The organism is Bacillus australimaris (assembly GCF_001307105.1).
Classification (GTDB): Bacteria; Bacillota; Bacilli; order Bacillales; family Bacillaceae; genus Bacillus; species Bacillus australimaris.
Window position 1 is genome coordinate 477,467 of the sequence record NZ_LGYN01000012.1, and the last position, 13,173, is coordinate 490,639.

General features: G+C 43.0%; 12 protein-coding genes. 6 read left to right on the forward strand and 6 right to left on the reverse strand.

Annotation, left to right across the window (positions count from 1 at the left end; all coding sequences use genetic code 11):
* Positions 1–11 precede the first annotated feature (11 nt).
* The 4 genes from AKG37_RS09005 to AKG37_RS09020 all read right to left on the reverse strand — a co-directional run bounded on the left by AKG37_RS09005 (position 12) and on the right by AKG37_RS09020 (position 3,272).
* Positions 12–467 carry a GNAT family N-acetyltransferase gene (locus tag AKG37_RS09005; RefSeq protein ID WP_060698489.1) on the reverse strand — a complete coding sequence of 152 codons (456 nt, stop codon included), beginning with the start codon at positions 465–467 and terminating at the stop codon, positions 12–14.
* 120 nt (positions 468–587) lie between these two features.
* On the reverse strand, positions 588–1,187 hold the full coding sequence (locus AKG37_RS09010; RefSeq protein ID WP_060698490.1) for a bifunctional 4-hydroxy-2-oxoglutarate aldolase/2-dehydro-3-deoxy-phosphogluconate aldolase: 600 nt from the start codon (positions 1,185–1,187) through the stop codon (positions 588–590).
* A complete protein-coding gene (locus AKG37_RS09015; RefSeq protein WP_077233704.1) occupies positions 1,159–2,175 on the reverse strand; it encodes a sugar kinase in 1,017 nt (338 codons plus the stop codon). The genes AKG37_RS09010 and AKG37_RS09015 overlap by 29 nt, the downstream gene beginning before the upstream one ends.
* A gap of 86 nt (positions 2,176–2,261) precedes the next feature.
* The gene (locus AKG37_RS09020) at positions 2,262–3,272 is read right to left on the reverse strand and encodes a LacI family DNA-binding transcriptional regulator (protein ID WP_060698491.1); all 1,011 of its coding nucleotides are present in this window, start codon (positions 3,270–3,272) and stop codon (positions 2,262–2,264) included.
* A 258-nt stretch (positions 3,273–3,530) separates the two neighbouring features.
* On the opposite strand from AKG37_RS09020, the gene kduI reads away from it, so the two are divergent.
* From kduI to AKG37_RS09045, 5 genes are all read left to right on the forward strand, one after another.
* Positions 3,531–4,358 (forward strand): 5-dehydro-4-deoxy-D-glucuronate isomerase, encoded by an 828-nt coding sequence (kduI, locus tag AKG37_RS09025; RefSeq protein WP_060698492.1) that lies wholly within the window; start codon positions 3,531–3,533, stop codon positions 4,356–4,358.
* A 6-nt stretch (positions 4,359–4,364) separates the two neighbouring features.
* Positions 4,365–5,138: a 2-dehydro-3-deoxy-D-gluconate 5-dehydrogenase KduD gene (gene kduD, locus AKG37_RS09030; RefSeq protein ID WP_060698493.1), complete on the forward strand. Its 774-nt coding sequence runs from the start codon at positions 4,365–4,367 to the stop codon at positions 5,136–5,138.
* A gap of 104 nt (positions 5,139–5,242) precedes the next feature.
* Positions 5,243–6,709 carry a spore germination protein gene (locus AKG37_RS09035; RefSeq protein ID WP_060698494.1) on the forward strand — a complete coding sequence of 489 codons (1,467 nt, stop codon included), beginning with the start codon at positions 5,243–5,245 and terminating at the stop codon, positions 6,707–6,709.
* A gap of 3 nt (positions 6,710–6,712) precedes the next feature.
* Positions 6,713–7,813, forward strand: coding sequence for a GerAB/ArcD/ProY family transporter (locus AKG37_RS09040; RefSeq protein WP_060698495.1), 1,101 nt, complete (start codon positions 6,713–6,715; stop codon positions 7,811–7,813).
* Positions 7,810–8,955: a Ger(x)C family spore germination protein gene (locus tag AKG37_RS09045; protein ID WP_060698496.1), complete on the forward strand. Its 1,146-nt coding sequence runs from the start codon at positions 7,810–7,812 to the stop codon at positions 8,953–8,955. The genes AKG37_RS09040 and AKG37_RS09045 overlap by 4 nt, the downstream gene beginning before the upstream one ends.
* A 13-nt stretch (positions 8,956–8,968) precedes the next feature.
* On the opposite strand, the gene AKG37_RS09050 is transcribed toward AKG37_RS09045, so the two are convergent.
* Both AKG37_RS09050 and AKG37_RS09055 read right to left on the reverse strand, forming a co-directional pair.
* Entirely contained in the window at positions 8,969–10,366 is a 1,398-nt protein-coding gene (locus tag AKG37_RS09050) for a bifunctional glycosyltransferase family 2 protein/class I SAM-dependent methyltransferase (protein ID WP_060698497.1), read from the reverse strand.
* A gap of 135 nt (positions 10,367–10,501) precedes the next feature.
* Positions 10,502–11,866 carry a sugar porter family MFS transporter gene (locus tag AKG37_RS09055; protein WP_149865074.1) on the reverse strand — a complete coding sequence of 455 codons (1,365 nt, stop codon included), beginning with the start codon at positions 11,864–11,866 and terminating at the stop codon, positions 10,502–10,504.
* Between the two features lie 268 nt (positions 11,867–12,134).
* On the opposite strand from AKG37_RS09055, the gene AKG37_RS09060 reads away from it, so the two are divergent.
* Positions 12,135–13,100, forward strand: coding sequence for an LCP family protein (locus AKG37_RS09060; protein WP_060698498.1), 966 nt, complete (start codon positions 12,135–12,137; stop codon positions 13,098–13,100).
* Positions 13,101–13,173: the final 73 nt, after the last annotated feature.

A 13,173-nucleotide genomic window follows, 5' to 3' on the forward strand; every position in this document is an offset into this window, starting at 1 on the left:
TCTCTCGACCTCTATAATTCCTTTGTCATAAATAAACTGTTTGGATCTTCTTCATATGAACCAAAAGGCGGGCAATACCGGAAACCAACACTCTCATATAGTCTTCTTGCTGGTTCAAAGAAAGCCATTGCACCTGTCTCTAAGCTCACACGTGTATACCCGCGCCGTTCTGCCTCTTGGAGAAGATGGTTCAGCATATACCTCGCTACACCTTTTCGCATATGGAGGGCTGCGGTCCTCATCGACTTGATTTCCCCATGTTCATTTGACAGCTCCTTTAATGCTCCGCAGCCAAGAAGCTCCTCTCCATCTCGCACACTCCATACAGTGACATCTGGCTTTTTCAAGTCAGCTAATGGAAGGGCATGAATGCTTTCTGGTGGCGAATGCTCCTTCATTTCTTCTACATGTGCGGTGATCAGCTGGCCGATTCGTCCATCCGTGAGTTCATCTTGTTGAATGTACATGACAATCACTCCTTCACGATCATTGTACGTGAAGAGTTGAATGTTGACCTGCTATTATGTCAGATAAACGAACAAACAACCGGCTGATGGATGCCAGTTGTTTGTTCGTTTTACACATATTTATGAAGAAAGAACGGCTTGTAATTCTTCTTCTGTACTGCTTTCAAGCTGACTTCCGACACCTACAGCCACCGCACCTGCTTTGAGCCATTTTGGGACATCTGCTGGATGAATGCCGCCCGTTGGAATAAATTCAATCTCTGGAAATGGACCTTGCAGGTTTTTCATATAAGTTAAACCGAAGGAACCGCTTGGAAAAAGCTTGAGCAAGCAGTAGCCAGCTGCTTTCGCCTGCATGATTTCACTTGGGGTGAGGACACCTGGTACATAGAGTGTGTCGTGAAATGAGAGATGCTCTCCGATTACAGGGAGATATCCTGGACTGACGATAAATTGTGAGCCTGCCTCAATGGCTGATTGTGCCTGCGCCAGCGTTGTAACCGTTCCCGCTCCTACAATCAGATCTTGCTCATGCTGAAAGGATGCGATGATGCGTTCTGCATTGGGTGTGGTATACGTCACTTCAATGGCACGAACCCCTTTTTTCTTTAAACGTTCAATGATCTCAATGCCTTCTGCTTCACTTCCCGCTCTCACCACTGCGATCAACTTACAAGACGTAAGCTGCTCTTTAACGCTCAAACTTGCTGACTTTCCCATATCTCTCATCCCCTTTCATATACTCCCGCCTTTGATAACGTTTGGCTTCTTTCATAAAAGCCTGAAGCTCCTCCCGGGTAGGCAGTCCGTCTTTATCGCCAGGAGACATCACCGCAAGTGCCCCGATAGCATTGCCTCTTGCCACCGATTTTTCCTCTGATAAGCCGTCAAGTAATCCGCTGATGACCCCCACTGCAAATCCATCGCCAGCACCGACTGTATCTACGACATTCTGAACATAAAATCCATTGACACTCCCCTGACCGGCTGCGCTTTTATAAAAGGCACCTTCTGCACCTAGCTTAATGACTACTAGCTTGACACCTTTTTGCAAATAAACATCTGCTATCTCCTCTGGCTCATGACAACCCGTGAGCCTTTGCCCTTCTGCGAGCCCCGGAAAAAACCAATCCACTTGAGAGGCGATATGATTCAAAGTATGAATCATATCTTCCTCCTCTTCCCATAGCTGAAGCCGGAGATTTGGATCAAATGAAATGGTTTTGCCCGCTTTCTTCATCTCTTGAAGGGCGTGCAGGGAAAACGCTCTCATTTCACTGGATAGTGCAGGCGGAATACCTGTCATATGGAGATGGCCAGCTTGCTTGAAATAGCTGCCCGGAAACTCGCTTGGACTCATTGTACTCGCAGCAGAGCCTTTCCGATAATACGTTACGTCAGGATCTCCAGCGATCACTTTTGATTTAAGTAAAATGCCTGTTTGAGACCCATCATTGGAACGGAGCACTGCACTTGTATCGACTCCTTCTTTTTGAAGCTCTTCTAAAATAAACGAGCCCAGTGAATCAGCTCCTATTTTGCTCATCCAGCCCACCTCAAAGCCAAGTCTCGCCAAGCCGACAGCCACGTTACTCTCAGCACCAGCAAGCGCCTTTTGAAATGTATGCACTTGATGAAGTTCTCCGACTTCCTTTGCATAAAACATCGCCATTGATTCCCCAAATGTGACCGCATCCAATGCTTTCACTCATTTCTCCCCTTTCTTGGTACCGGTTTCAAATTAACTTGAAAAGAGAGAGCATGCACGTCTGTATACTCTTCTCTGCCTTTCGTTTATAAGGATTTCCTCACAATAATTTCTCCATCAAGCTGAATGGTTTGGGGCGCACTTTCATCCCCTTCAAGCCGTGTCTTGATTTTTTGCATGGCTGCTTTCCCCATTTCATGAGATGGCTGGGCAACCGTTGTGATTCCTGGTCCAATCAACTTATACCATTCTGTATCATCAAACCCTGCAATGCCTATCTCCCCAGGAATCTTTATTCCAAGCTCTACAAGTTCATTAATCAGCTTCAGCATGAGTAATCCATTTCCTGCCAAAATTGCTTTTTTCTGTTCGTTTGATTGTAGAAAACGGACAAGCTCTTCGCGCATTTGTTCCTTTTGCTTTAAATCAATTTCTGCAATGATCGGCTTCTTATGTTTACTCATAGCTGTCAGTTCATATGCTTCTTTTCGTTCTTCACGTGGACTGATTCCATCGACTGGCTCAGTAAAGAAAGCAATGTGATCATAGCCTTTCTCATACATTTGTTGAAGCAGCCGGATGGTGATATCGCGGTTATTTGTTGTCACTGTGTCGACTTTTAGTTCAGGTAACTTCCGGTCCACAAGGACAATTGGTACACCGTTTTTCTTAAAATCCTGCAGAATGTCATTGTTCTGACCTGTCGTATTGATGATGAGTCCTTCAATATAGTGTGCATTCAGCTTCAGGAGCATTTCCCGTTCTTTTTCAGGACGGTTATCTGTGTTGCACACCATGATGCTGTATCCATATTCATCACAAATCTCTTCGACCCCGCGAAGTGTTGCCACCGAGAATGGATTCGTAATATCAGCTACAATAAACCCAATGACCTTGCTTTTCCTTACTTTCAGTCCTTGGGCGAGCTGACTCGGACGATAATGGAGCTCATCGATGGCTTTCTTGATTTTTCTTACCTTTTCAGCAGAAATTTCATTTGTTCTGCCATTGATATATCTTGATACAGTTGATTTTGAGACACCGGCATAAGCTGCAACTTCGTTAATGGTGACTTTTGTTTGTTTCTTCTCTTTCATTCAAAAAACTCCTACAATCAATCTTCTCTTTTGTTTCGAAACCGATTTCAAATAAACTTAAAAAGAGCATACCATAATTGCATGAATATCAGAAGATTTTTTTGCATGATGCTGGCAGAAATTTGTTCAATTAGATAAAAAGAAAGCGATTTCAAATTAACGGTTGACGCAGCTTTCTTTTTCCTCTAAAATTTTCCTTGAAACCGATACCAAATAAAATAACATTTTGTTTCAGATGAAAAGGGAGGCTTATCTCAAATGGAAAATCGTTATGCTGTACATCCTGAACAGGTCAAACGTTTTACAACAGAGGAACTTCGTCGTCATTTTCACATTCCTACACTATTTGTCAGTGGTGAATTAAAACTCTACTATTCACATGAGGACCGCGTGGTCATTGGCGGCGTCATGCCAGCAGCAGAAGCGCTCACACTAGATGCTGGAGATTTTTTACGTACAGAGTATTTCCTTGAAAGACGAGAGATCGGGATTGTGAATGTCGGCGGACAAGGAACGGTCACTGTTGATGGCGAGGCCTTTATGCTGGAGCATAAGGATTTCTTATATATTGGTCTTGGACACAAAGATGTACAGTTTACTAGTTCATCAGGTGAGCAAGCCAAATTCTATCTTGTATCAGCCACGGCTCATAGAGCGTACCCTACGCAAAAGGCAGCCATCGCTGAATTAACACCAAATCACTTAGGCGAAGCAGCTGCCTCTAACGTACGAAACCTGTATCAATTCATCCATGCAGATGGTATTCAAAGCTGTCAGCTTATGATGGGCATCACTCAGCTGGAAACGAATAACACGTGGAACACGATGCCAGCCCATATTCATGATCGCCGGATGGAAGTGTACTTATATCTGGATATCGAAGAAGATGCACGTGTCTTTCATTTTATGGGGGAACCATCAGAAACACGACATCTCGTTGTCGCAAATGAGGAAGCAGTGATTTCACCTGCCTGGTCCATTCATTCAGGCTCAGGTACAGCGAATTATTCATTTATTTGGGCAATGGCGGGGGAAAACTATACGTTCAAAGATATGGATTTTGTCCCAATGGATCAGCTGAGGTAACGAGGGATGACGACGACATCTTATGTAGCGTCCCTCTTTTCCCTTGAAGGAAAAACAGCCCTTGTGACAGGCCCTGGAACCGGCATCGGGCAAGCCATTGCCGTGGCACTTGCTCGGTCAGGTGCAGATATCATCGGCACCTATCACCACACACCGCTTGAAGAAACTAAAGCGCTAATCGAACAGGCAGGCCGATCATTCCATGCGGTTCAGGTTGACTTTTCTAACCCTCAGTCTGCAAAGCAGGATGTCGATGCCATATTAAAAAAGCATACGATTGATATTTTAATCAATAATGCTGGAACCATTAAAAGAGAGCAGGCGGCACACTATTCAGAGGAAGATTGGCATACGGTCATGGATGTGAATATCAACAGTCTCTTTTTCCTCACTCAAAAGGTTGGACAGCAGATGCTGAAAAACGGGCAAGGGAAAATCGTCAATATCGCCTCCCTTCTATCGTTTCAAGGCGGCGTCTTTGTCCCTGCTTATACAGCAAGTAAGCATGCTGTCGCAGGTCTGACGAAAGCTTTTGCAAACGAATGGGCGAATCAGCATATTCAGGTGAATGCGATTGCGCCTGGGTATATTGCAACCAATAACACACAAGCGATTCGTGAAGATGAAAATCGAAATGAAGAGATTCTCAAACGAATCCCTGCCGGGCGCTGGGGGAAACCCGAAGATCTAGCAGGTGCTGCTGTTTTCCTTAGCTCACCAGCTTCCGATTATATGAACGGTCATATTTTGGCCGTTGATGGCGGCTGGCTTGCGAGATAAGTATACGAGAGAATTCCTATTCGGGGAATTCTCTTTTTTCTATTTGCATAATTCTCCACCTTACGAGTCACTCTATAAAAAACATGTGATGAGGGTGAGGTATTATGAAAAGTCGTATTGAACAAGATATAACGTCCGTCATCAAGCGCGTCAAAAGCTTTGTCGGGAAAAGTGATGATATCGTGTTCCACTCTTTTTCATTTGGTCCTTCCGCTGTCTCTGCATGTCTCGTGTACGTTGAAGGACTCACAGAATTTGAGATGCTATCCAAGCAGATTATTTCACCAATGCAAAAGGAATTAGATATCACCGAGGTTGGTCCTGCTACACTTTCCTCCTTTTCTAAAACGTTCTTTGGTATTCAAAATGATGTGCTGGAAGATATGAACCTTGCCATCGAGCAGTTATATAGCGGCAAGGCTATTTTATTTGTAGATGGAGCGGCTCAAGCACTTGCGCTCCATACGAATCTTTTTCAATTTAGAGAAGTAGAAGAGCCGCAATCTGAAGTCCTGGTAAGAGGACCGCGGATCGGATTTATTGAAAATCTTGAAAAGAACACAGCTTTACTCCGGGAGCGGGCAAACGACCCTAATCTTGTGATTCAAAAGATGAGTATAGGTACTCGCAATAAAAAATCTGCTGCTCTTGTGTACGTTCGTGATATTGCTAATTCTAAACTAGTAGAAGATGTTCTATCTCGCATGGCACAAATCAAAATGGATGACATCCCTGAAACCGGCTATATTGAACAAATGATTGAGGACAGTCACATCTCCATTTTTCCGCAGATTCAAAACACAGAACGTCCTGACCGTGTGATCGCATCCGTCCTTGAAGGGAAAGTCTCTATTTTGCTTGATGGGACTCCTTTTGCCCTCATTTTACCTATGACCTTTACTGCATTGATGCAATCGCCCGAGGACTATTATCAAAGATGGACTAGCGCGACTCTTTTGCGTCTACTCCGTTATATTGCTGTGCTGCTCACGATTTTTTTACCAGGGCTTTACATTGCTCTTGTCTCTTATCATCCCGGTTTATTACCGACAAGAATGGCACTCACCATCGCAGGCAGCCGGCAGAATGTTCCCTTTCCTCCCGTTGTCGAAGCCATTCTCATGTCTTTTACGATAGAGCTGCTGCGGGAAGCAGGGCTTCGTCTTCCAAGAGCCATCGGGCAGACCATTGGACTTATTGGCGGCGTCATTATTGGGCAGGCGGCTGTTCAAGCCAATATCGTCAGTGCCTTAATGGTCATTATTGTATCGCTAACCGCATTAGCTGACTTCACGGCACCATCATATGACTTTAGTTTTCCGCTGCGCATTTTGCGGTTTATGGCGATTTTTAGTTCAGCACTGTTTGGATTATACGGCTTAATCATGTGTTATTTATTTGTGCTTTGTCATTTGATGCAATTAAAGACCTTTGGTTTTGACTATTTCACACCTGTGTTGTCTTCACCGTTTTCAGATTTAAAGGATACGTACGTTCGTTTACCAATTGGGTTATTTAAATCAAGACCGAAAACAGCAAAGATAAAAAATCTCAAAAGACAAGGAGAGTAAACGATGTACAGACCTGAAAAACTATCATTGTTACAAGTCACCATTCTGTGCAGCTCTACAATGATAGGTGCTGGAATTTTAACGATTCCACGCAGTTCTGCCAATTCAGGATACCCAGATGGCTGGATCATTGTATTAATACAGGGAGTCATCTTTGCTTTCATTGCTTTTTTGTTAGGCTGGATTGCCGAAAAGAATGCACCAGACACCATTTTTGAGTCAAATACAAAAGGAGCAGGGGCATTCTTTGGCACAATCTTTAATTTAATGCTAATTGCTTATCTACTAGGCATTGTCGGCTTTGAAGCACGTGTGCTCGGGGAAGTCGTTCAGTTTTTCCTGCTGCAATCGACTCCCATGGCAGTGATTGTGATGATTTTTTTACTCGTGGCGATCTATCATTTGAAAAGCGGTATCTTTCCAGTTGTCAAAATGGTGACATATATTTATCCGATTACCATGATCATTTACATAGCGCTCATGCTGTTTTGTTTAAAAATATTTAATTTTGATTATTTGCGTCCTGTGATGGCGCATGGTTTTAAAGATTTTAGTAATCTGTTCTCTCAAACCTTTATTCAATTTACAGGCTTTGAAGTGATTTTGTTTGTCGTGCCGCTCATTTATAAAGACAAATGGTCGAAGGCGAAATGGTCCGCTGCCATTGGAGTTGGTATTACAAGCCTCGTATACTCGCTCACACTTTTTATTGTGATCGGCTCCATGACAGTCGGAGAAACGAAATCTCTCACTTGGCCGACGGTTTCCCTCATTCAAGCGCTTGAACTTGAAGGAGTGTTTATCGAACGATTTGATATTTTCCTACTGACGATTTGGACGTGCCAGCAGTTCATTTGTATGCTTGGCTTTTTCCAATTTGCCATTAAAGGCTGTCATACCGTCTTTAAAACCACCAATTTAAAGAGATTGTTATGGCTGCTGTTTTTAATTACCTCAGCCCTTTCTCTTTTTCCGAAGAATATCAATGAGGTCTTTTATTACTCTACTTTACTTGGCTATGCGCTGTTCGCCATTTTAGCCATTCCATTTATAACAGCTATTCTCCTAATGATACGTAAAAAATGGGGAGGTCGTTCTGCATGAGAAGGCATCGTTTATTACTAGCCTTTCTGTCCTGCTTTCTTTTGCTGTTATCGGCAGGCTGCTGGGACTTAAAGGATATTGAAAAATTATCGTTTGTGCGCGGCGTTGGCATTGATGAGGAAGAGAATCAAGAGGTCAAACTCACCTATCAAAATCTTGTCCCTAAAATGGGCGGGACGCAAGAGGGCGATTCCCCTGGTTATGTCAATGTGGTCTCAAAGGGAAAAAATGTACTGGAGGCAGTCAGCAATGTCGCTTTGAAGGATCCACCGATTTACAGTGATCATCTCAAAATCTTTTTATTCGGCAAAGGTCAGGCGGAGCATCACGATATTCAAGGGACACTCAATCACTTTATACGAGATGATGAGGTGCGGAGAAGCAGTTACTTCCTAGTATCAAGAGATGATGCAGCAAAAGTGATCAATCAAAAGTTAAAGTCTCAACAGAAGGTTCCGGTTGAGCATATCTTTGAAACATCCAAAAACCGAAGCTTTAACGGAAAGATCTTACCGCCCACACGTATTGGCCGGGCATCTGATTACTTTCAGATGGGCGTCAGTTTCCTTGTGCAAAGTGTAGATGTGATAAACGGTGAACTTATCTATGATGGGGGCGGTATCATACATGGAAAAACAAGAAAGCTGATCGGTTTCATCCCAGCAAAAGATGTACAATCTTTAAACTGGGTGATGGATCGTATTTCAGGCGGCGTTGTACCTGCCACCTACAAAGGATATCCAATAACATATGAAATCAAGAAAGCAAAAACGAAGGTTGAACCCCATCTGAAGGATGGTAAGGTTTCCTTTCACATTCATGTACAAACAAAAGGAAAATTATCAGAGGATCAATATCCTCCTGAAAACTCCTATGATGAGCAGTACATCAAGCGATATGAACGAATTTTTTCTCATAAAATAAAAGAACGTATTCAAAAATCGGTCCAGCATCTGCAAAAAGAAGTGGGCGTTGATCCTATATTATTAAACCAGCAGTTTCGTATGAAATACCCTGACTATTGGGATCAGCATGGAGATGAGTGGGACAGACTCTTCCAAGAAGCAGATTTTGATTATGATATCAAAGTCAGTATCTTAAACTTCGGTGCAGAAGGCGCAACGAAAAGCTTCAAATGGTAAAACAAAAAGGTGGTTATCCCGAAGGAGAGCCGCCTTTTTTACGCACGACGAAAAGAAGCTGATACAAGGTCACTTGGTCAGACAACGCTTTTGTTTGAAAGCCAAGAGACACGCCTATTCTCGCCACTTCGTCAAAAAATAATTGAACGTTTTGATCAATCTGCACATCGATCCGCTGCTCGATCACACGTTCAAACAAATGGTCTGGGAAAAGCGCTTGCATCGTGTTTGGTGTGAAAAACCGCATATGGGTTCGGTCTAAAATTCCTACATCTTGATACGTAAAATCCCCTGTCATTAATGGGAGAAGCACCTCTGCATGCATCATGTTAGGCAGACAGCAAACGATCACACCGCCTGGCTTTAAAGATGCGTGCGCTTGCTCAATGATGCGCCAAGGATCTGACACATGCTCTAAAACATCCGAAAAAATGACCGCATCAAAAAAGGCCTCTTTCTCTGACCATGGGTACTCATCCGCATTTGCCTCAATCACTTCTTCGTAATACGCCTTTGCGACCGCTGCTTTTAATGCATCCGCCTCTACCCCGTACATGGCTACAGACTGCCGGTTCATCAATTCAAGCCCGGTTGCCCCAGCGCCGCATCCAACATCCAGAACACATGCAGCGTCCTCAGGGAGTAATGCCGCAAAATACGGATGAGGGGTGATCAAATTTAGGTCAATCCCCCATTTATCTAAAAAACGAAGTCTGTTCTCAGTAAACAGTGTAGAGATGTTCGTTTCTTGATTGGCATTGAAGGTGGCATGACCATGATGATGCACAAAGGAATCATGCACAATTTGCAGCTGATACCCTTTCAGTAATGAACGTAAGCAAAGATCGTCATCCTCAAATGATCCATATACAAATCGTTCATCAAATAACCCTACATCCTCGATCAGCTCTCTTTTCACAAGCAGACAAAACCCCACAAGCCGATGCACATAAGTCCTCTGACCTTTTCTCGCCGCTGTATATTCTTTAGCAAAGGCTGGAAGCTCCTTCACATCTGTATACGATGGCTGAACCATCTGAGGACCACTCACATAATTGGAGACCGGCCCCACCATCCCAATCCGTTCTGATGCAAACAACGCCTCTTTTAATGGAAAGAGCCAGTTTTCCGTCACGATCGTGTCATTATTTAAAAAGAGAATGCTATCTCCTGAAGCTTCTTTTGCTCCTTGATTACAGCCCTTTGCAAAACCTTGATTTTCTTCGTTTTCAATAAAAATCACATCTTCCAGCTCTCTCACATATTCCTTCGTGCCATCAGTTGACGCATTATCGACAATGATAAGTTCATATTGATCACGCCGGGTATGCTGCTTGATACTGTCGATACATTTTTTCGTTAAATGCAGTTCATTGTACGTCAGCACGACTATGCTAGTTTTCCCTTTCATCTCATTTCCACCTTTCGCCCGCCTGTTCCATATGTATGTCATATGCAGCACGTTCAGAAGATGAGAGATTGTCCTTTCTTGATTAAACGTTTGTTTAAGAAAGGAAAACCAGCTGCATGCGGCAGCTGGTCATATTCACACCGTTTTTCCTTCGTCACCAGCGATGGCACGGTTTCTCTTTTTTAAATCCTCTTCAATTTCTTCAAGGCTTTTCCCTTTTGTTTCGGTTACTAAGTATTTTACAAATAAGAAGGCGCCTACGCCAATCACCCCATAGATGAGGAAGAGATTACTGATGCCAATCGCGCTTAATAAAGCTGGGAATGTGAGCGAGATGATTAAATTTCCTGTATGCAGAAGGAAGGTTGAAACACCTGTACCGATTCCCCGGACATGGACTGGGAAAAGCTCTGGAAGCATCACCCAAACGACCGGACCCCAGCTGACAGCAAAAATGACGATAAAGAGCCCTAAACAAATAACGGTTGTCCATCCTGCAGCTGTTGATCCCTCGAAAAATCGATTGACCACTGACAAGACAATTAAACTAAGGATCATTCCCGTATTCCCAAATAGCAGCAGCGCTTTTCGTCCTACACGGTCAATGATTTTGATCGCAACAAACGTCATTATGACGTTCACTGCACCAATTCCGACGGTTCCTAGAATCGCCGCTGAATTACCAAAGCCAACGCTTGTAAAGGTTTTTGGTGCATAGTAAATAATCGTATTTGTACCGATAAACTGCTGTAAAAAAGCAAGACCGACACCTGCGATCAATGCAGGGCGTACCCATGGTTCAAATAATTCCTTAAAACCGCCTTTTTCTTCACCTTCTGCCTTTTGAATATCTGAAATTTCATCTTCGACTTCTTGCTTGCTTTTTCTGAGTTTAGAAAGAATCTCCTTCGCACGGTCAGCCTGTCCATGAACAAATAGCCAGCGGGGGCTTTCCGGCATAAATAAAATCCCAAATAGTAAAAGAACAGAAGGAACAACTGCAATTCCAAGCATCAGGCGCCAAGCCTCTGCATCCGATAAAGTGTAGTTCACAATATAGGCAAGGAGAATACCAAACGTGATCATTAGCTGATTTAAAGAGGACAGAGCTCCCCGTGATTCCTTTGGAGCAAGTTCGGATAAATATAATGGCACGATCGTTGTTGAGCACCCAACCGCGAGTCCTAGTACAATTCGGAATAACACCATCACTACCGTATTCGGGGCAAGGGCTGTACCAAATCCGCCGATAATAAATAGAATAGCTGCAGCGATGATCGCTTTTTTCCGCCCAAATTGGTCTGTCAGCTTACCAGAAAGAGAGGAGCCGAGCATCGCCCCGATTAAAATGGAGCTGACGACAAGTCCCTCTGTAAACGCGTTTAAACCTAAATCCTCTTTCATAAATAAAATGGCGCCCGAGATGACACCTGTATCATAGCCATATAAAGCGCCGCCAAGGGCGCCGAAGAAATAAAGCCATCCATTCCGATTTTTCATATTCATAACCCCTCTTTGTCTCTGTATACGAGATGTTTCTCTATGAAAAATCATTTTCCTCACTTCCTGTCATTTCAAACATTTCGATGTTTTATGACAAATATATTTCATTTGCGAATCATTGAAACTTTTTATGATAAGGAAACGTCAATTAAGCGTTAGTGAAAAAAATGTCGCACTATATCCCGTTTTAAGGTATATTTGTTTTAGTTTGTAAGCAAGAAGCAGGACATATTTACTATAAAATTATAGCGAGGGTTTAAAATATATGGATCAATCACGAAGTAAACGCAAAGGGAAAAAGCGTTTAAAACCATGGGTGAAAGTCACTCTTTTTATATTTGGTATTCTTTTACTGACAACCGCTTCGGTCACAGGCTACGCCTACTATAAAGTAACAAATGCTGCTAAAAAGGCTCAAGTGACTCTAGATCGCGGCGCACAATCTGTGAAACGGATTGAAGCATTCGATCCAGGAAAAGACAGCTTTTCTGTCTTGCTGCTTGGAATTGACAGCAGACCGGGCGAAACAGTGAAACAAGCACGAAGCGACGCAATGGTTTTGGCGACCATTAACCGCACCAATAAAACCGTTAAATTATTAAGCATTCCAAGGGACTCATACGTTAATATTCCAGGTCACGGTTTTGATAAAATTACTCACGCACACGCATTTGGCGGTGCAGATTTAACAGTGAGCACTGTTGAAGATTTACTAGACATTCCGGTCGACTTTGTCATCCAAAGTAATTTCAAAGCATTTAAAGAAATCGTAAATGAATTAAACGGGGTTCCGATTAACATCAAGGATGAATACCTTGTGAAACAAATTCAAAAAGATACAAAAGGCAAGGTTGTGCTTCAAACAGGAACGCATACACTTGATGGTGATCAAGCGCTCGCTTATGTGAGAACAAGAAAAGCAGATAGTGACTTAATGCGCGGACAGCGTCAAATGGAAGTGTTAAAAGCCATTTTTGATAAATCAAAATCATTAACGTCTATTCCATCATACGACAATATTATTGATACACTCGGCGATAATGTGTCAACCACCCTTTCGATGAAGGAGCTAGTCGGTCTTTTCCCGCTTCTAACGTCATTGAAATCAGTTGATACCATTCAGCTCAAAGGATCTGATTACCAGCCAAACGGGGTTTATTATTACCAATTAGATCAAAACCAGCTGAACGAAGTGAAGACTGAATTGAAGAAGCAGCTTGAATTATCATAAGTAGAAAGGGCTAAAATGATGTTTATTTTAGCCCTTTGTCTTTTTTCAAACCAACCGAGGATATGTCTATACA